This is a genomic window from Streptomyces sp. NPDC048258 (assembly GCF_043201995.1).
GTDB lineage: Bacteria > Actinomycetota > Actinomycetes > Streptomycetales > Streptomycetaceae > Streptomyces.
Genome location: NZ_JBICZH010000018.1, coordinates 83,487 through 99,781 on the forward strand (window position 1 = coordinate 83,487; position 16,295 = coordinate 99,781).

16 protein-coding genes and 2 pseudogenes are annotated in these 16,295 nt (G+C 71.3%); 11 read left to right on the forward strand and 7 right to left on the reverse strand.

Features of this window, described 5'->3' with window-relative positions; translation table 11 throughout:
* Positions 1–567: 567 nt before the first annotated feature.
* Positions 568–1,218: a hypothetical protein gene (locus ACGFYQ_RS31985; RefSeq protein WP_393749673.1), complete on the reverse strand. Its 651-nt coding sequence runs from the start codon at positions 1,216–1,218 to the stop codon at positions 568–570.
* Positions 1,219–1,410: 192 nt separating this feature from the next.
* Here ACGFYQ_RS31985 and ACGFYQ_RS31990 point away from each other — a divergent pair, with 192 nt between their 5' ends.
* Positions 1,411–3,813 (forward strand): molybdopterin oxidoreductase family protein, encoded by a 2,403-nt coding sequence (locus ACGFYQ_RS31990; protein WP_393749674.1) that lies wholly within the window; start codon positions 1,411–1,413, stop codon positions 3,811–3,813.
* On the opposite strand, the gene ACGFYQ_RS31995 is transcribed toward ACGFYQ_RS31990, so the two are convergent.
* On the reverse strand, positions 3,805–4,329 hold the full coding sequence (locus ACGFYQ_RS31995; protein ID WP_393749675.1) for an isochorismatase family cysteine hydrolase: 525 nt from the start codon (positions 4,327–4,329) through the stop codon (positions 3,805–3,807). The two genes, ACGFYQ_RS31990 and ACGFYQ_RS31995, sit on opposite strands and share 9 nt — an antisense overlap.
* Before the next feature lie 586 nt (positions 4,330–4,915).
* Between ACGFYQ_RS31995 and ACGFYQ_RS32000 the strand changes: the two genes are divergently transcribed.
* The 5 genes from ACGFYQ_RS32000 (at position 4,916) to ACGFYQ_RS32020 (ending at position 8,860) form a co-directional block, all read left to right on the forward strand.
* Complete coding sequence (locus ACGFYQ_RS32000) at positions 4,916–5,545, forward strand: flavodoxin family protein (protein ID WP_393749676.1); 630 nt, start codon at positions 4,916–4,918, stop codon at positions 5,543–5,545.
* Between the two features lie 34 nt (positions 5,546–5,579).
* Positions 5,580–6,473 carry an SDR family oxidoreductase gene (locus tag ACGFYQ_RS32005; RefSeq protein WP_393749677.1) on the forward strand — a complete coding sequence of 298 codons (894 nt, stop codon included), beginning with the start codon at positions 5,580–5,582 and terminating at the stop codon, positions 6,471–6,473.
* On the forward strand, positions 6,470–7,471 hold the full coding sequence (locus ACGFYQ_RS32010; RefSeq protein ID WP_393749678.1) for a PHP domain-containing protein: 1,002 nt from the start codon (positions 6,470–6,472) through the stop codon (positions 7,469–7,471). The genes ACGFYQ_RS32005 and ACGFYQ_RS32010 overlap by 4 nt, the downstream gene beginning before the upstream one ends.
* A 134-nt stretch (positions 7,472–7,605) precedes the next feature.
* Complete coding sequence (locus ACGFYQ_RS32015) at positions 7,606–8,166, forward strand: hemerythrin domain-containing protein (protein WP_393749679.1); 561 nt, start codon at positions 7,606–7,608, stop codon at positions 8,164–8,166.
* A 190-nt stretch (positions 8,167–8,356) separates the two neighbouring features.
* Positions 8,357–8,860 (forward strand): hypothetical protein, encoded by a 504-nt coding sequence (locus ACGFYQ_RS32020; RefSeq protein WP_393749680.1) that lies wholly within the window; start codon positions 8,357–8,359, stop codon positions 8,858–8,860.
* Between the two features lie 60 nt (positions 8,861–8,920).
* Here ACGFYQ_RS32020 and ACGFYQ_RS32025 read toward each other — a convergent pair whose 3' ends face one another.
* The 3 genes and pseudogenes from ACGFYQ_RS32025 to ACGFYQ_RS32035 all read right to left on the reverse strand — a co-directional run.
* Entirely contained in the window at positions 8,921–9,196 is a 276-nt protein-coding gene (locus ACGFYQ_RS32025; RefSeq protein ID WP_393749747.1) for a hypothetical protein, read from the reverse strand.
* A gap of 70 nt (positions 9,197–9,266) precedes the next feature.
* Positions 9,267–9,479, reverse strand: a pseudogene (locus ACGFYQ_RS32030) (SixA phosphatase family protein); the annotation flags it as partial.
* 62 nt (positions 9,480–9,541) lie between these two features.
* Positions 9,542–9,925: pseudogene (locus ACGFYQ_RS32035) on the reverse strand (ornithine decarboxylase); the annotation flags it as partial.
* Between the two features lie 360 nt (positions 9,926–10,285).
* Here ACGFYQ_RS32035 and ACGFYQ_RS32040 point away from each other — a divergent pair.
* On the forward strand, positions 10,286–10,801 hold the full coding sequence (locus ACGFYQ_RS32040) for a PP2C family protein-serine/threonine phosphatase (protein WP_393749743.1): 516 nt from the start codon (positions 10,286–10,288) through the stop codon (positions 10,799–10,801).
* A gap of 41 nt (positions 10,802–10,842) precedes the next feature.
* Here ACGFYQ_RS32040 and ACGFYQ_RS32045 read toward each other — a convergent pair whose 3' ends face one another.
* Together ACGFYQ_RS32045 and ACGFYQ_RS32050 are read right to left on the reverse strand one after the other, a co-directional pair.
* Positions 10,843–12,027 (reverse strand): zinc-dependent alcohol dehydrogenase, encoded by a 1,185-nt coding sequence (locus tag ACGFYQ_RS32045; protein ID WP_393749744.1) that lies wholly within the window; start codon positions 12,025–12,027, stop codon positions 10,843–10,845.
* Between the two features lie 246 nt (positions 12,028–12,273).
* Entirely contained in the window at positions 12,274–12,687 is a 414-nt protein-coding gene (locus tag ACGFYQ_RS32050; RefSeq protein WP_365957164.1) for a CBS domain-containing protein, read from the reverse strand.
* Positions 12,688–12,981: 294 nt separating this feature from the next.
* Between ACGFYQ_RS32050 and ACGFYQ_RS32055 the strand changes: the two genes are divergently transcribed.
* From ACGFYQ_RS32055 to ACGFYQ_RS32070, 4 genes are all read left to right on the forward strand, one after another.
* Entirely contained in the window at positions 12,982–13,611 is a 630-nt protein-coding gene (locus ACGFYQ_RS32055; protein WP_393749681.1) for a DNA polymerase ligase N-terminal domain-containing protein, read from the forward strand.
* A 74-nt stretch (positions 13,612–13,685) separates the two neighbouring features.
* A complete protein-coding gene (ligD, locus tag ACGFYQ_RS32060) occupies positions 13,686–14,621 on the forward strand; it encodes a non-homologous end-joining DNA ligase (protein WP_393749682.1) in 936 nt (311 codons plus the stop codon).
* Complete coding sequence (ligD, locus tag ACGFYQ_RS32065; protein ID WP_393749683.1) at positions 14,618–15,538, forward strand: non-homologous end-joining DNA ligase; 921 nt, start codon at positions 14,618–14,620, stop codon at positions 15,536–15,538. Before ligD (ACGFYQ_RS32060) ends, ligD (ACGFYQ_RS32065) begins: the two co-directional genes overlap by 4 nt.
* A gap of 18 nt (positions 15,539–15,556) precedes the next feature.
* Positions 15,557–16,204 carry an endonuclease gene (locus ACGFYQ_RS32070; protein ID WP_393749684.1) on the forward strand — a complete coding sequence of 216 codons (648 nt, stop codon included), beginning with the start codon at positions 15,557–15,559 and terminating at the stop codon, positions 16,202–16,204.
* Positions 16,205–16,295 lie beyond the last annotated feature (91 nt).

The following is a 16,295-nucleotide window of genomic DNA, read 5'->3' on the forward strand; positions in this document are numbered from 1 at the left end:
CACCAGCACCTCCAGAGCGCTGGCGCCACTCCCCTGCGGCGATCACCATGCCAGGCGAGGCCCGCCATACACCGGACTCGAAGTCTGGGCAGTATCCGCCGCAGGCGAAGCCGTCGAACGGATACGTTTGCGCGCGCCCGAGGCGGGACGTGCAGGACAACACCGCTGCGGGGCCGGGTGGGGACGCGGTTGACGGGGATGCGCAGGTCCTGCTCCGGCATGTCGAAGCGGTGTGGCTCCGTCCAGAGGTCCGGGTCGCGGGGGTGGCCGGGTACGTCGAGGAGCACCAGCGTGCCCTCGGGCGCGTCTTGGGCATCGAATCGCAGGTCGCGGGCGGCGAGGCCGCCGACGAACGGCGCGAACGGGTAGCAGCGCCGCACCTCGTGGGCGAAGGCCCGGGCGCAGGGTCCGTCGTCCGCGCGCAGTTCCTCCCGGACGGCGGGGAAGCAATGCAGGGCCAGAAGGGCGGGGTGCTGTCGGCGGACGGATTCATGCCGATCGCCTTCCGCACACGCGCCGCCGAACGGCTGGCGCCGTACCGGTACGCCCGATGGGGGCCGGTGCCGGTCACAGTTCTCGGCGTTCTCCTGGCTCGATGCCTTCGCCGACAGCGTCGTAGCGGGGGCCGCGGCGTCCCACGGGGAGGACGGGCCGGTGCCGGGCGTCCTCCAACGCGAAGGCCGCCGCCGCGTACAGGGCGGCTACCGTCAGGATGAGCCCGATGACGCCGGCGGTGTTCTCCCATCCCGGTGCCCCGGTCAGCTCGTGGATCCCGGACGCGCACAGCCTCAGCGCGGCGCAGCCGATGACGGCCGTGGCCGCGAGCTTGCCGGTGCCTGCGGCGGCGATCGGTACGAGCAGGCTCGCGGCGGTGACCAGCAGGAACATGCCGAGGACGTGCCGTGCACCGGGCACGGGCCCGACGCTCAGAAGGCCACCCTGGACGAGCCAGCTCCCGGCCAGGACGGCCATGGCCGTGCCGAAGGCGGTGTCCCTGGCGCGAAAGCCCAGTACGGACGCCAGGAGCTGCAGCGGGAAGGCGAACGCAATCATGACCACGGCGGCCGCGTGCCGTTCAGTAGGCGGCGCCCATCCGAGCTGGAGGCCCGCGGTGACGAACGCTGCCCCCGCCAGAGCCAGAAAGCCCAGCGGTACGGGCGTGCCGAGGGGCCGCAAGACGGTCGTGGTGACGTGGCGCGGCAAAGTGGGCGCGGCCATGGTCCATTCTCCTTCCGGCCGGCAACTGGTGCGGTCAGGCCTGTCCGCCTTGGGCACCTGCCCCGCTCCGCGTGTGTCACGCCTGCGGCGCGAGCCGTGTCAGGCGGCGCGCGCCGGGTAGGCGCCGCTCATCGAGGGTTCGGCGGCGCGCGCCGCCCCGGTGCAGGCGCCGCCCGGTGGAGAGGAGCGGCCATGAGGCGGAATCCGGTGGACGCGTCCGCCGATCGGATCGGCGATCCGTGGGGACGCCGCACCCCATACGGCCGGGGCGGGCAGTGGCCCGTCCGTACCGACTCCTGCCTGGCAACGGGCGTGGCCGAGGGCGAGGTCGACGCGTGGGTGCGGTCGGCATCGCTCCTGCATTCCGATGGTGACGCGATGGACATCGCCGTCCGGGACGGGCGGATCGTGGGGGTCCGTGGCCGGGCCGGCGACCGCGTCAACCGTGGCCGGCTGGAGCCGAAGGACCTCTACGCGTGGCAGGCCAACGGCTCCGCCGACCGCCTGACCCGGCCGCTGGTCCGCGAGGACGGACGCCTCGTGGACAGCGACTGGCCGACGGCAATGGGCCGCATCGTCGCCAGGTCGCGGGAGCTCATCGGTTCCCGGGGGCCGGAAGCGATCGCGTTCTACACGTCCGGACAGCTCTTCCTGGAGGAGTACTACACCCTCGCGGTGCTGGCCCGCGCCGGGATCGGCACCCCTCACCTGGACGGCAACACCCGCCTGTGCACGGCCACGGCGGCCGAGGCGCTGAAGCAGTCCTTCGGCAGCGACGGCCAGCCCGGCTCGTACGAGGACATCGACCACGCGGATGCGATCGCTCTGTTCGGGCACAACATCGCCGAGACACAAGTAGTCCAGTGGATGCGCATCCTGGACCGGCTGGACGGCCCCGACCCGCCGCAGCTGCTGTGCGTGGACCCGCGGCTGACCCCGGTGGCGCGCCGGGCGACCGTGCACCTGGCGCCCCGCCTCGGCACCAACGTGGCGCTGCTCAACGCGCTCCTGCACGAGGTCATCCGGCACGGGTGGACCGACCCCGGTTTCATCGCCCGGCACACGGTCGGCTTCGAGGCTCTGCGCCGGCAGGTCGAACCGTGCACGGCGCGGTGGGCCGCGGGCATCTGCGATGTGCCGGCAGCCGCGATCGAGGAGGCCGCCGAGCTGCTCGGCACCGCCGACCGGCTGCTGTCGACCGTGCTGCAGGGGTTCTACCAGGCCAACCAGGCGACCGCGGCCGCCGTCCAGGTCAACAACCTCCATCTGATCCGCGGCATGCTCGGTCGTCCCGGGGCGGGGGTGCTCCAGATGAACGGCCAGCCCACCGCCGAGAACACCCGCGAATGCGGAGCCGACGGCGACCTGCCCGGCTTCCGGAACTGGCAGAACGAGGCACATGTTGCCGACCTCGCCCGCGTGTGGAACGTGGAGCCGTCGGCCATCCCGCACGACGGGCCCCCAACCCACGCCATGGAGATCTTCCGACTGGCGGAAGAGGGCACGGTACGGATGTTGTGGATCAGCGCCACCAACCCTGCCGTGTCCCTGCCCGAACTGTCACGGATCCGCTCCGTTCTCGCCCAGGAAGCCCTGTTCACGATCGTCCAGGACCTCTTCCTGACCGAGACCGCGCAGTTCGCCGACGTGGTGCTGCCCGCTGCGACCTGGGGTGAGAAGACCGGCACCTTCACCAACGCCGACCGCACCGTCCACCTGTCCGAGAAGGCCGTGGACCCGCCCGGCGAGGCCCGCCCGGACCTGGACGTCTTCCTCGACTACGCGGCCCGCATGGGTTTCGAGGACAAGGACGGCGGACCCCTGGTCCACTGGAGCGGCCCGGAAGAGGCCTTCGAGGCGTGGAAGCGGTGCAGTGCCGGACGGCCCTGCGACTACACCGGCCTGAGCTACGCGAAGCTCCGAGGCCCCAGCGGCATCCAGTGGCCGTGTACCGAGCGCGCCCCCGACGGTACGGACCGCCTCTATGGCGACGGCGCGGCCTGGGCGCACCCGGACCTGTGCGAGACGTACGGGAAGGACCTGGTGACCGGCGAGCCGCTGGGCGAGGAGCGGTACCGGTCGATGAACCCGGACGGGAAGGCGCTCATCAAGCCCGCCCCCTACGTCCCGCCGAAGGAGTGGCCGGACGAGAGCCACCCCTTCCACCTGACCACCGGGCGCACCATCTACCACTTCCACACCCGCACCAAGACGGGCCGGGTGCCCCAACTCGCGGCCGCGGCGCCGGACGTGTGGGTGGAGATCGCAGCCTCCGACGCGGCCGGCCTCGGACTGGCGGAAGGCGACCTCGTGGAGGTCACCACGCGGTGCGGTGCGCTGCGCGGGCGCCTGCGCATCGGCTCCATCCGCCCCGGCGTGCTGTTCGTCCCCTTCCACTACGGGTACTGGGACACCCCCGCCGGCAACGCCCCGGCCCCGGGGGCTGTGGGGCGTGCCGCGAACGAGCTGATCGCCACCGTCTGGGATCCCGTCTCCAAGCAGCCGCAGTTCAAGACCGCCGCAGCCGCCCTCACCCTTGTCGAACGAGCGGGTGGCCCCGAGCGGCCGACGTCGTCCGGGCCGCCGTCAGCCTGAAGGGGCGCCCTCGAAGGTGATCTCGCCGCTCGGACGGAGTTCGGCCGACATGTTGCGTTCCATCATGCGCAGGGCCGCTTCGGCGAGACCGGCGTCGATGTGGGCGACCGCGTCGATGGCCACGACGACCTCAAGGTGCCGGATGTGGGCGTCGAGGGCCGAGTACAGGACGCACTGCTCGGTCACTTGCCCGCACAGCACCACCCGCCGCACATCGAGCTGGCCCAGCAGGTAGGCCATGGGCGTCTCGTAGAAGACCGAGTGCCGCGCCTTGACGACGAACAGGGACTCCTCGTCCGGCGCGATCGGCTCCACCAGGTCGGAGTAACGGCCCGCCAGGGCGGCTTCCAGGATCTCGCCGTGGTGGGAGCGCCAGCGGCCGAAGTTGTCGTTCACGTACACGACCGGCGCCCCCGCATCCCTCGCCAGCCGGAGCAGCGCCCCGACGCCCGGCAGGGCTTCGCGCACGGACCGCACCAGCACCTCGGCGTCCTCGTGCTCATAGGTGTTGAGCATGTCGATCACGATGAGCGCTGTGCGACATGCGTCGCCGCTTTCCGCCACGCGGCCCAGGGGACGGCTGCCGGGAACGCGACCGCCACTCACGGCCGCGGCCTGTGTCCCGCAGGCGCGGCAGGCCCGCGGTGGCGTACGGCCAAGGCAGGGGCGAGCCGGACGATGAGCACGCCTCCATCGAGGGTGTGGGTCAGCAGTATGGCGGGTCCTCCATCCAGCACGGAGACGAGGTGGCCGAACAGTTTCCCGCCTCGGCCCATTTCCGGCGCGCAAGCCACGCCGCGTACGGCTCAGGGCGGCTGCGTTCCGTGGGACGGCCGCCGCAAGGGGGTGCCCCACGTCAGCCGGCCCTGTCGGGATGCCGTGGCGTGGTCTGCCCGGCACGGGTAGACGCGGAACATGACTCAGAGCATGGCCGACAAGGTCCTGCCCGACACCCTCAAGGCGGAAGGGCACCGCCGGCAGCTCCTACCGCCCGGGTTCAACCGGGCGGTAGGAGCGGCCGGAATGCACTTCCCGCCCCAGATCGACGCTCTCGCCACACAGGGAGCGGGATACGCGGTGACGATCCGGGTAGCCGGACCACATGGACACCACTACCGAAACCACCCCGCTGCGCGCCGTCGCGCTGGTCTGCACGCTCTCGCCCTCGCCCAAGCCGTCCAGCTCCCAGTTGCTGGCCGAACAGACCATGGCCGCCCTGGCCGATCACGGGGTCACCGGGAAGGTGATCCGTATCGCCGATCACGACGTCAAGCCGGGCGTCGAGGTCGACATGGGGGACGGTGACGCCTGGCCGGAGATCCGCGACACGATCCTGGGCTGCGACATCCTGGTCCTGTCGACGCCGATCTGGCTCGGCCACCCCTCCAGCATTGCGCAGCGCGTCCTGGAACGGCTCGACGCCGAACTCGGCGAGAGCGACGACGAGGGCCGCATGCTCACGTACGGCAAGGCCGCCGCGGTGTGTGTCGTCGGCAACGAGGACGGCGCCCACCACGTCAGTGCCGAACTCTTCCAAGGCCTGGGCGACGTCGGCTTCTCCCTCGCCCCGAACGCCGTCACCTACTGGGTCGGCGAAGCCATGCAGGGCACCGACTACCAGGACCTCGACAAGACTCCCGAGAAGACCGCCGCCACCACCAAGACCCTGGCCGCGAACACCGCGCACCTCGCGCGCCGCCTCAAGGCCGCCCCCTGCCCGCCCTCTGCCTGACACCCCGCGCTGACCATGCCGGAAGGAGACCGCGATGCCCTCCCACGACCAGCCCCGCCTCACCGATCCGGTGTCGCTCCACGCCCGCCCCCCGTTTCCCGAGCAGGACCAGAGCCATCCCGGCTCGACGGAGGCGATGGATCCCCGCCCCGACCACGGCGAGGACACCTACCAGGGCCACGGCCTGCTGCACGGCCGCAAGGCGCTGGTCACCGGAGGGGACTCCGGGATCGGCCGGGCCGTCTGTTTGGCCTTCGCGCGGGAAGGCGCCGACGTCGTCTTCACCCACCTGTCCGAGGAAGCGGAGGAGGCCGACGAAACCGGCCGCCTGATCCGCGAGGCGGGCCGCACGGCGGTTGCCGTGGCCTGCGACATCCGGCACGAAGACGAGTGCACCGCCCTCGTCGACAAGGCGGAGGACGAGCTGGGCGGCATCGACCTGCTCGTCAACAACGCCGCCTACCAGATGGCCCAGCCGGACGGGATCGAGGCGATCACCACCGAGCAGTTCGACCGGGTGATGAAGACCAACCTGTACGGGATGTTCTGGCTCACCAAGGCCGCTCTGGCCCACATGCCGCGCGGCGCCTCGGTGATCAACACCGCCTCGGTGCAGGGCTACCAACCCAGCCCGCACCTCCTCGACTACGCCATGACCAAGTCCGCGATCATCTCCTTCACCCACAACCTGGCCCAGATGCTCGCCGAGCGGGGAATCCGGGTGAACGCCGTCGCCCCCGGGCCGGTCTGGACCCCCCTGATCCCGGCGACCATGCCCGACCCGACGAAGTTCGGCGAGCAGTCACCGCTGGGCCGGCCCGCACAACCGGCGGAGATGGCACCCGCGTACGTCTTCCTCGCCTCCGACGGGGCCTCCTACATCACGGGCGAGATCGTCAACGCCACGGGCGGAACCCCGCTGCCGTGACCCCGGACGAAGCCCTGCGTCGGATCGCCTTCCTCCTCGAATGGCGCGGGGCGTCCCCGTACCGCGTGCGGGCCTTCCACACGGCGGCCGACGCCGTCCGCGATCTACCACCGGGCCCGGTGGAGGCCGCCCAGGTCACACAACTGCACGGGGTGGGGCCGGTCACCGCCGAGGTGATCGCCCAGGCATCGACCGGGGCGGTACCGAACTACCTCGCCCGCCTGCAGGCCGAAGCCGACCCGGCCGCTAGAGCCGGCTGGCAGCTGGCGGCCGCGAGTACCGGGGACTGCCACCTGCACTCCGACTGGTCGGACGGGGGCAGCCCGATCGAGGACATGGCCGATGCGGCCCGCGCCCTGGGCCGCCGGTGGGCCGTTCTGACAGATCATTCGCCGCGGCTGACGATCGCCCACGGACTGAGCCCCGAGCGGCTCGAAAGCCAGCTGGAGGCCGTGGCCGCAGTGAACTCCCGGACGGGCCCCGGTTTCCGGCTGCTCACCGGCATCGAGTGCGACATCCTCGACGACGGCTCGCTCGACCAGGACGAAGATCTCCTCGGCCGGCTCGACATCGTCGTGGCCTCCGTGCACTCCAAGCTCCGCTCGGAACCCGAACCGATGACAGCCCGCCTGGTGGCCGCGGTGCACAACCCGCGGGTCGACGTCCTGGGGCACTGCACGGGACGGATCATCACCGGGCGGGGGCGCCCGCAGTCCCGCTTCGACGCCGAGGCCGTGTTCGCCGCGTGCGCGGAGGCCGGTACCGCGGTGGAGATCAACTGCCGGCCCGAACGGCGCGACCCCCCGGACGACCTGCTCGCGCAGGCCGCAGCCGCGGGCTGTCTCTTCGCCGTGGACACCGACGCCCACGCCCCCGAGCAGCTGCACTGGCAGAGCACCGGCTACGCACGTGCCGCCCGGATCGGCCTCGGATCGGACCGGCTGATCACGACCTGGCCGCTCGACCGACTGCTGACCAGCAGAAGCATCGCGCGGTGAACCAGCCACCTTCCGCAGGTGGCTGCCTCCCCCGAGCGGGTGAGACGCCCCGTGCGTGCGGGCGCCCGCACGTCCAGCGGGGAACCGATCGGATCGGGCCGGACAGGCCCGACCCGAACACGCATGGAGGCGACATGGGACACGGCGGAAATGTGATCGATGAGTTGATGGCCGACCACCGCGAGGTGGAGGGGATGTTCGCCCGGATCCAAGCCATGACCGGCACCGGGCAGGAGCTCCGCGATCTCATCGACGAGATCACCATCGAGCTGGTGCGGCACTCGGTCGCCGAGGAGCAGTACCTCTACCCCGCCGTACGCGAGCACGTCGAGGGCGGCGGGCCGATGGCGGACAAGGAGATCGAGGACCACGGCCGCGTCGAGAAGATGCTCAAGCGACTGGAGAAGATGAAGACCGACGACGCAGAAATGAGCCCGCTCCTGCAGCAGCTCATGGAGGAGGTCGCCGCCCACGTCCAGGACGAGGAGAGCAACCTCTTCCCGATGCTGAAGAGAGCCTGCACCCCGCAGCAGCTGGACGACCTCGGTGACAAGATCCGCCGCGCCAAGGCCATGGCACCCACCCGCCCGCACCCCGCCGCACCGAGCAGCCCCACGGCCAGCAAACTCGTCGCACCGGGCGCCGGCCTGGTGGACCGGGCACGCGACTTCGTGACCGGCCGCGGCAAGTCCTGACCTCCGCTCCGGGACGGCGGGCCGCGGGTACACGTCCGGCCCGCCGCCCCGGACGGAGGGTGACGTGCGTCATGCCGCACGCCCGTCGCTTGCGGCTACGCTGGTCGGCCACGAGCGGAGCGGCGCAGCTTCGCGCCGCAGCTCGCGGACCCGGCCGGGCCCAGGCGAGCACGCCCCCGAGGAAGCCGCCGTGTCCGCCCATCTCACGCCCGTCATAGCCGCCGGCACCCGCTGGCTACTCACCGCCTTCCCGCCCTCCCCGGGCGCGTTCAGCCAGGCCCTGGCCGAGGCCCAGGCCCGCCAGGCCGTCACCCTCGCCACGGCCCTGCGGTACCCGACGCCGCTCGACGCAGAGCTTCTGCATCTCCTCGGCCCGGGCGGAAGCGCCCGGCTGGACCGGCTGACCGGCGCCGACCACGGCGACGACGCCGAAGCCGACTGGCGGACATGGGTGGACGAAACCGTCGTCAGCTGGGCCGCCTGCCTCCTCGCCGACCCCACCCTGGCCCTCGACGCCCACCACCTCGTCGATCGCGACCAGGCAGGAGATGTCGCCCGGCTCACCCGCCCCGGCGACCACGAACACGGCGCCGCGCCCTTGCTGCGCCATCCCGACCTGCTGGAGCCTGTCGCCGCCCTCCACCGGGCGCTGCTGCTGGACCTGCTGGACAACGAGACCGCCGCTACGAGGTAGGGCAGGCTACGCCCCAGGAGGGGGTCGGTCCCGGTGGCCGGACGCAGCTGACCGGCGCCGTCATTCGGCCGGTGACACGAAGGCGGCCACGGTCCCGCTGCCCGGGAACAGCCGCTCCCAGCCGCCGGGTACGTCCATCACGGCCACGTCCGCTGTCGGGAAACCCGCCCTCACCCGCTCCAGCAGGTCCGGAGGGCCTCCCGCACAGCCCGGCGGCCAGCTCGTGGATGCCTGAGTTGTGGCCGACCAGGCCCAGGGAGCAGAAGCCCGGTCCCGCTCCGCCAGTACGGTGGCCAGCATGCTCGGCGCCGCGTTGTGGAGACGCTCGTCGTACACGGCGGGGGATGGGTCCTCCAGGGCGGGGGGCCGCGAGCTGCCAGGTCTGCTGCGTCCTGCGGGCCGGCGAGCACAGCACCAGGTCTGGCTCGAAACCGGATTCCGCGAGCCAGCGGCCCGTCCGGAGCGCGTCCGCCCTTCCGCGCTTGCTCAGGGAACGGTCGAAGTCATCGAGCGGCTGGCCCTTCGGCGCGGCCTTCGCATGCCGCACCAGCAGCAACCGGCACGTGACCGCGCTGTCGGGGGCCGAGGACGCCGACCGGGGCGCGGGGTCCGGCAACATGGCCGCCTCCTTCCGCTTCCGAGTGCGTACGGCCCCGCCCTGCCGCCTCCGGGCTGGCCTCTTCAGCCCTCTTCTCGCAGCACCCTGACACTCGTCGCATCGGTGTCGACGGCATCGGGGATCACCATGCCGGCCTCGACTCCGGTGCGGAGGTAGCCCAGGACGTCTGCGGTCAGGCGTTCGCCGGGCAGTGCGGCAGGGATGCCGGGCGGGTAGGGAGTGAGCATTTCTGCGGCTATGCGTCCCTCGGCCTGCTCCCAGGAGACTTGTTCGGTGCGTCCGAAGAATGCGTCCCGAGGCAGTAGCGCCTGCTCCAGGCGCATTCCGGTGGGCGAGGGGACGTGCACGGGTTGTCCGGTGCGCAGTCGTGGGGCGTGAGCCGCGAAGTCGGTGAGCGCAGTGAGCAGAATGCCGGCGGTGTGGTCGTCGTCGGCGTGGGTGAGCTCACCTCGGCCGGTGTACGGCACCTACGGACCGTCGCGGAGGCCGAGCGTGACGCCGAAGGCAACACCGTCGAGGTCCACGGCTTCTTCCAGGACGTCACCGCCACGAAGGTCATCGAGGACGAACTCCTCCAGCGGCAGCTCGCCGCGGCAGCCCACCGCAGCCAGCTCAACGCCGAACGCGACCTCGCGACCCGCCTGCGGCACGCTCTGTTGCCCCTGCCGCAGCAATCAGTGCACCTGGCCGGCCTGCAGATCGACGTGGTCTACCAGGGCCTCAACGTCGGCGGCGACTGGTACAGCGCCATCGAGCTCCCCGACGGCAGTGTCTTCCTCGTCGTCGGCGACGTCGCCGGCCACGGCATGGACTCGGTGGGAACCATGGCCCAGCTGCGGTTCACCGCCAAGGGCATGGCCGTCACCGGCACCCCGTTGACCGGAATCCTGGCCCGCCTGAACTTCCTGCTCCTGCACTCCGCCGACAGCCTCGCAGCAGCCACCGCCACCGTGATCATGGCCCGCTACCAGCCGGACACCGGCACCCTCACCTGGGCCAGAGCCGGTCACCTCCCGCCTCTCCTCGTCCGTAACGGCCGAGCCCGCTACCTGGATCCGCCGGAGGGCGTGCTTCTGGGCGCCACCCACGGCGCCCGCTACGCCGAGGCCACCATCACCCTGCGTGAGGGCGATGAGGTCTTCCTCTACACGGACGGGCTGATCGAAAGGCCTGGGGAGGATCTCGGCGACAGCCTCACCCGCCTCGTCCACGCGGTCACCGCGACACCGCCGACCGAGCCGAGTCTCAGCGACCTGGTGACCGCCCTCACGGCCCAAGGCGATCGCCGCGACGATGTGTGCGTCCTCCGCATCACCTCCTGACGGCGCGATGGGGAGCTGATACGCGCTGAGCGGCTCAGCCGTCAGGGATGGAAGAGGACCTTCACCATGTCGTCCCGCTTCGCCTGGAAGTCCGCGTACGCCCGCGGAGCGTCGTCCAGTGGCAGGTGGTGGGTGGCGAAGCCCTCGACTCCGAGAGGATCGCCGTCGGTCACCAAGGGCATCAGGTCGTCGACCCACCGGCGGACGTTGGCCTGTCCCATGCGCAGCTGGATCTGCTTGTCGAACATCGTGAGGAGCGGGAGCGGGTCGGCGGCGCCGCCGTAGACGCCGGACAGGGATATCGTGCCGCCGCGGCGTACGAGTTCTATGGCCAGCTTCAGGGCGCCCAGGCGGTCGACCCCGGCTTTCTTCATCAGGGCGGCAGCCATGGCGTCCGGGAGCAGGCCGGTCGCGGTCTGTACGGCCTTGGTGCCGACGCTGCCGTGGGCCTCCATGCCGACGGCGTCGATCACGGCGTCCGGGCCCCGGCCGCCGGTGGCGCTGCGGACCGCGTCGACGAGCTGGTCTCCGTAGTGGGACAGGTCGTAGACCTGGACGCCGTGGCCGGCTGCGCGGGCGAGCCGTTCGGGGACGAGGTCGATGCCGATCACCTTGCCGGCCCCCCGGTGGGCGGCGATGCGGGTGCACATGTCGCCGATGGGTCCGAGGCCCAGGACGGCGATGCTGCCGCCGGGTGGGACGTCGGCGTAGACGACGGCCTGCCAGGCGGTCGGCAGGACGTCCGACAGGTACACGAACCGTTCGTCCGGTGGCCCTTCGGGAACACGGATCGGGAGCGTGTCGGCGAAGGGGACGCGCAGGTACTCGGCCTGCCCGCCGGGCACCTGCCCGTAGAGCTTGGTGTATCCGAACAGGCTCGCGCCGCTGCCGTGCTCGTGGACCTGGGTCGTCTCGCACTGCGAGTGCAGTCCCCGCTCGCACATGAAGCAGGTCCCGCAGGACACGTTGAACGGTACGACGACCCGGTCGCCGACCTTCAGTTCGCGGACCTCGGGCCCCACCTCGGCGACGACTCCCATCGGCTCGTGTCCCAGGATGTCCCCCGCGTCCAGGAAGGGCCCGAGCACCTCGTACAGGTGCAGGTCCGATCCGCACAGGCCCGTCGTCGTTACTTCGACCACGGCGTCCGTGGGTTCGGCGATCTGCGGGTCCGGAACGGTTGCCACCTCGATCTTGCGGTGGCCCTGCCAGGTCACGGCTTTCATCATGCCTCCTGGGTCACGTGTGCGTAGTGCGGCACCTCGCCGCCGGCGCCGCACGATCAGTGCGCTTTTCGCCTCCGCAGGAGAGGGGCCGGGGGACGCCGGCGGCGGCCGCGCGTCTGATCCCGCGGAGACGTCGACCGGCCCCTCGTGGCCGGTGTCGGGCTTGCCCTCGTCTCCGTCGCAGGCCTCGGCATGCCGCTCCGCCCGGGCGGCCGGTGCTCTTCACGAGCCGCCTGGGCGCGAGTGTCAGCTGGAGAGGGCTTCGAGGAGTTGGCCGACCTGCGGGTCGGGGAGAGAGCGGGCGACATCGGCCTGGGCGACGACGCCGACGAGCGTGTGGCCGTCGATCACGGGCAGGCGCCGAACCTTGTGCTCGGTCATGGTCCGCAGGATCTCGGCGGCGTCGTCGTCGGCACCGATGGTGACCGCCTCGCCCTGGGCGAGCTCACCTGCCGTGCAGGTGGCGGGGTCCTTCCCGGCGCCGAGGACCTTCACGACGATGTCGCGGTCGGTGAGCATGCCCTTCAGGAGTTGATCGCTGCCACAGATCGGCAGCGCACCCACTCCGAGGTCGGTCATCTTCTTCGCCGCGTCCAGGATGCTGTCGTCGGCACCGATGCAGGTGGCGTCCGGCGTCATGATCTCGCGTGCGGTAGTCACGATGCGTCTCCCGGGACTCGATTCGGCCACGCGGCAGGTCCCGGTGGCCTGGTATCCGTGCGCCTGCCCCCTTCCGGATCCGCCAAGCAGCCCACGCGCGGCTATTCGCCACGGCACGGTGTGCAGATGGGCGAAGAAACGCCTCGTCGACACCGTCCACGCGGGTCTCCTGGCGGAATGGCTTACTCGTCGCCCTGCGGGTGTACGACGGAGGGTCGCTGCGGATGACGGGCGCGATGCCGGGTAGCCGCGTTGGTAGGTGGGCCCCTTGGCCGACGGTGTGAGGAGGCTGTGATGACAGCCAAGAGATCACTGGCTCATTACCACCGGCGACGTGACTTCTCCAGGACGGCCGAGCCCGAGGGAAGACTCGAAGAACCGTCCGACGAGAAGCCCTCGTACGTGGTGCAGATCCACGACGCCCGCAGCATGCACTTCGACTTCCGGCTGGAAGCCGACGGCGTACTGAAATCCTTCGCCGTGCCCAAGGGGCCCTCCAACGACCCCCACGACAAGCGCTTCGCCACACCGACCGAAGACCATCCGCTGGAGTACCGCGACTTCGAGGGCACGATTCCGGCAGGCGAGTACGGCGGCGGCACGGTGATCGTCTGGGACCAGGGGACGTACCGCAACGCCACCGCCGACCACGACGGCCGCGAGATCCCGCTCACCGAGGCGCTGGAGCAGGGGCATGCCTCGTTCCGGCTCGACGGCCGCAAGCTGCACGGCGGCTACTCGCTCACCCGGATCCGTAACGACGCGGACAGCGGCAAGGAGGCCTGGCTGCTGGTCAAGCACGCCGACGAGCGGGCCGCCGCCACCGGCACACCCAACCCCCGGCGGGCGAGGTCGGTCCGTACCGGCCGGACCCTCCACCAGGTCGCCGCCGACGCAGGCCCAAGGCAGGGCGAACATCCGTGACCCCGCCCCTGGAGCGGCTTCCGCAGGAGCAGCACCGACTGTTGCGCCCGGGACCAGCCGCGCCGGGAGAACCCATGCTCGCCACCCTCAGCGCACGCCGTGATTTCGACGAAGGCTGGGTCTTCGACCGCAAACTGGACGGCGTACGAGTGCTCGCCTCCCGCCGCCATGGAAAGCCCCGGCTGCTCTCCCGTAGCGGAAGGCCACTGAACGCCACCTACCCGGAAGTCGTCGAAGCCCTTGCGTCCCAGGACTGTCCCGACTTCACGGTGGACGGCGAACTGGTCGCCCTGCGGCGCGGCCGTACCGACTTCGCACTCCTCCAGCAGCGCATGGGCCTCACCGCCCCCGAAGCCGTACGCGCCACCGCCGTACGCGTCACGTACTACCTTTTCGACCTGCTGCTCCTGGACGGGTACGACACCACCCGGCTGCCCCTGCGCGCCCGGAAGACACTGCTGCGCGACGCCTTCGACTTCCGCCCGCCTCTGCGCTTCACCCCACACCGCAACGGGTACGACCCCGCCCTCCTCGACGAGGCGTGCGCCCGCGGCTGGGAGGGCCTGATCGCCAAACGCGCCGACGCACCGTACGCCCACCGCCGGTCCACCGACTGGCTCAAACTCAAGTGCTCGGGCGGCCAGGAGCTCGTCATCTGCGGATTCACCGAACCGGCCGGCCAGCGCGTCGGCTTCGGAGCCATGCTCCTCGGCTACCACCAGGACGGCCGACTGCGCTACGCCGGCAAGGTCGGCACCGGCTACGACACCGCCACCCTCCGAAACCTGCGCCACCGTCTCGACGAACTCGCACAGGAACAGCCGCCGCTGCCCGCCGGCGAGGTCCGGGAGCGGGCCGTCCACTGGGTACGCCCCGAGCTGGTCGCGCAGGTCGCCTTCACCGAATGGACCACCGCCGGCCTGCTGCGCCACCCCCGCTACCTGGGGCTGCGCGACGACAAACCGGCGGCCGAGGTGGTCCGCGAGCAACCGGCCGGGAGGGCCAGATGACCTTGAAAGACCAGCCCGCGCCGCCGGAGCGCATACGAGCCGGCCGCCGCACCGTCGAGATCAGCCGCCCGGACAAGGTCCTCTTCCCCGGTGACGGCATCACCAAGGCTGACCTCGCGGACTACTACCGCACGGTCGCCCGGCGCATGCTGCCCCACCTGCGCGGACGGCCCCTCATGCTGGAACGGCATCCCGACGGGATCGACGGCCCGGCCTTCATGCAGAAGAACGTCCCGGACCACTTCGCCGACTGGATCCACCGTGCCGAACTGCCCAAAGAGACCGGCACCGTCACCTACGTGATCTGCGACGACACCGCCACCCTGCTCCACCTCGCCGACCAGGCGTGCACCACCTCGCACCGCTTCCTGTCCAAGGCCGACCGGCCCGACCATCCGGACCGGCTGGTGTTCGACCTCGATCCGACCGGCGAAGCCTTCACTCCGGTGCGGGACGCAGCGCTCGGGCTCCGTCGGCTCCTGGACGAGCTGGAACTGCCGTCCCTGCTCATGACCACAGCCTCCCGCGGCCTCCACGTCGTGGTCCCCCTCGACGGCCGCGCGCCCTTCGACGACGTACGGGCCTTCGCACGCGGTGTCGCCGACGTCCTGGCCGCCCGCAACCCCGACCGGTTCACCACCGAGCCCAGGAAGAAGGCCCGCCACGGACGCCTCTACCTCGACATCGGGCGCAACGCCTACGCGCAGACCGCCGTCGCCCCCTACGCTGTCCGCGCCCGCCCCGGTGCCCCTGTCGCCGCCCCACTGTCCTGGAGCGACCTCGACGACCCCGACCTCACCGCCCGACGCTGGACCCTCCCCACCGTCGACGATCTGCTCAAGGAAGACCCCTGGCGAAATCCTCCCAGGCCCCGCTCCCTGCGCAGGGCCCACAGCCTGCTCACCGCACTGACCTGACGAAACGAACCCGACGCCATGACACAGCGACCACACACGACCGTACGAAGGCTGATGGACGCGTACGGGCGGACACACGCCGAGGAAGCCGGCATCAAGCTGCGGAACACACCCGCGCCCCTCTACCAACTGCTCACCCTCTGCGTGCTCTTCTCCGTACGCATCAAGGCCGACATCGCCGTAGCCGCCGCCCGCGAGCTGTTCGGAGCCGGGATGCGGACACCCCGGGCGATGGCGGACGCCTCCTGGCAGGATCGGGTGGACGCGCTCGTCCGCGCTCACTACCGCCGCTACGACGAGAGCACGGCCACCGCGCTGGGCAGCGGAGCGGAACTCGTCCTCGACCGGTACCGCGGCGACCTGCGCCGGCTCCGCGAGGCCGCCGGCCGGGATCCCGACCGGATCCGCGAACTGCTGCGGGAGATCCCGAGGATCGGGCCGGTGGGAGCGAACATCTTCTGCCGCGAGGCCCAAACCGTATGGCCAGAGCTGCGCCCGTCGTTCGACGACCGCGCCCGCGAGGCCGCCGCCGAGCTCGGCCTCCCGACCTCGCCCGACCGCCTCGCCCGCCTGGTGGACACCGAGACCTTGCCGCGGTTGGCAGCCGCCCTGGTGAGGGTCGAACTGTCCAAGAACGCCGCCGACGACCTCCTCAGAACGGGCTGAGCCGCACGCAGCACAGGCGCAGTGCGGCGCCATTCGCGGAGGAGGTTTTTCCGACAGCGAATGGCGGGCCAGAGGATCACGGATCCCCCCT

What these genes read in the sequence shown, in the direction of transcription:
- ACGFYQ_RS31985 (WP_393749673.1), bottom strand. Translation starts at nt 1,218, where the DNA reads ATGGCCGCGCCCACTTTGCCGCGCCACGTCACCACGACCGTCTTGCGG.
- ACGFYQ_RS31990 (WP_393749674.1), top strand. Translation starts at nt 1,411, where the DNA reads ATGAGGCGGAATCCGGTGGACGCGTCCGCCGATCGGATCGGCGATCCG.
- ACGFYQ_RS31995 (WP_393749675.1), bottom strand. Translation starts at nt 4,329, where the DNA reads ATGCTCAACACCTATGAGCACGAGGACGCCGAGGTGCTGGTGCGGTCC.
- ACGFYQ_RS32000 (WP_393749676.1), top strand. Translation starts at nt 4,916, where the DNA reads ATGGACACCACTACCGAAACCACCCCGCTGCGCGCCGTCGCGCTGGTC.
- ACGFYQ_RS32005 (WP_393749677.1), top strand. Translation starts at nt 5,580, where the DNA reads ATGCCCTCCCACGACCAGCCCCGCCTCACCGATCCGGTGTCGCTCCAC.
- ACGFYQ_RS32015 (WP_393749679.1), top strand. Translation starts at nt 7,606, where the DNA reads ATGGGACACGGCGGAAATGTGATCGATGAGTTGATGGCCGACCACCGC.
- ACGFYQ_RS32040 (WP_393749743.1), top strand. Translation starts at nt 10,286, where the DNA reads ATGGACTCGGTGGGAACCATGGCCCAGCTGCGGTTCACCGCCAAGGGC.
- ACGFYQ_RS32045 (WP_393749744.1), bottom strand. Translation starts at nt 12,027, where the DNA reads ATGAAAGCCGTGACCTGGCAGGGCCACCGCAAGATCGAGGTGGCAACC.
- ACGFYQ_RS32055 (WP_393749681.1), top strand. Translation starts at nt 12,982, where the DNA reads ATGACAGCCAAGAGATCACTGGCTCATTACCACCGGCGACGTGACTTC.
- ligD (WP_393749682.1), top strand. Translation starts at nt 13,686, where the DNA reads ATGCTCGCCACCCTCAGCGCACGCCGTGATTTCGACGAAGGCTGGGTC.
- ligD (WP_393749683.1), top strand. Translation starts at nt 14,618, where the DNA reads ATGACCTTGAAAGACCAGCCCGCGCCGCCGGAGCGCATACGAGCCGGC.
- ACGFYQ_RS32070 (WP_393749684.1), top strand. Translation starts at nt 15,557, where the DNA reads ATGACACAGCGACCACACACGACCGTACGAAGGCTGATGGACGCGTAC.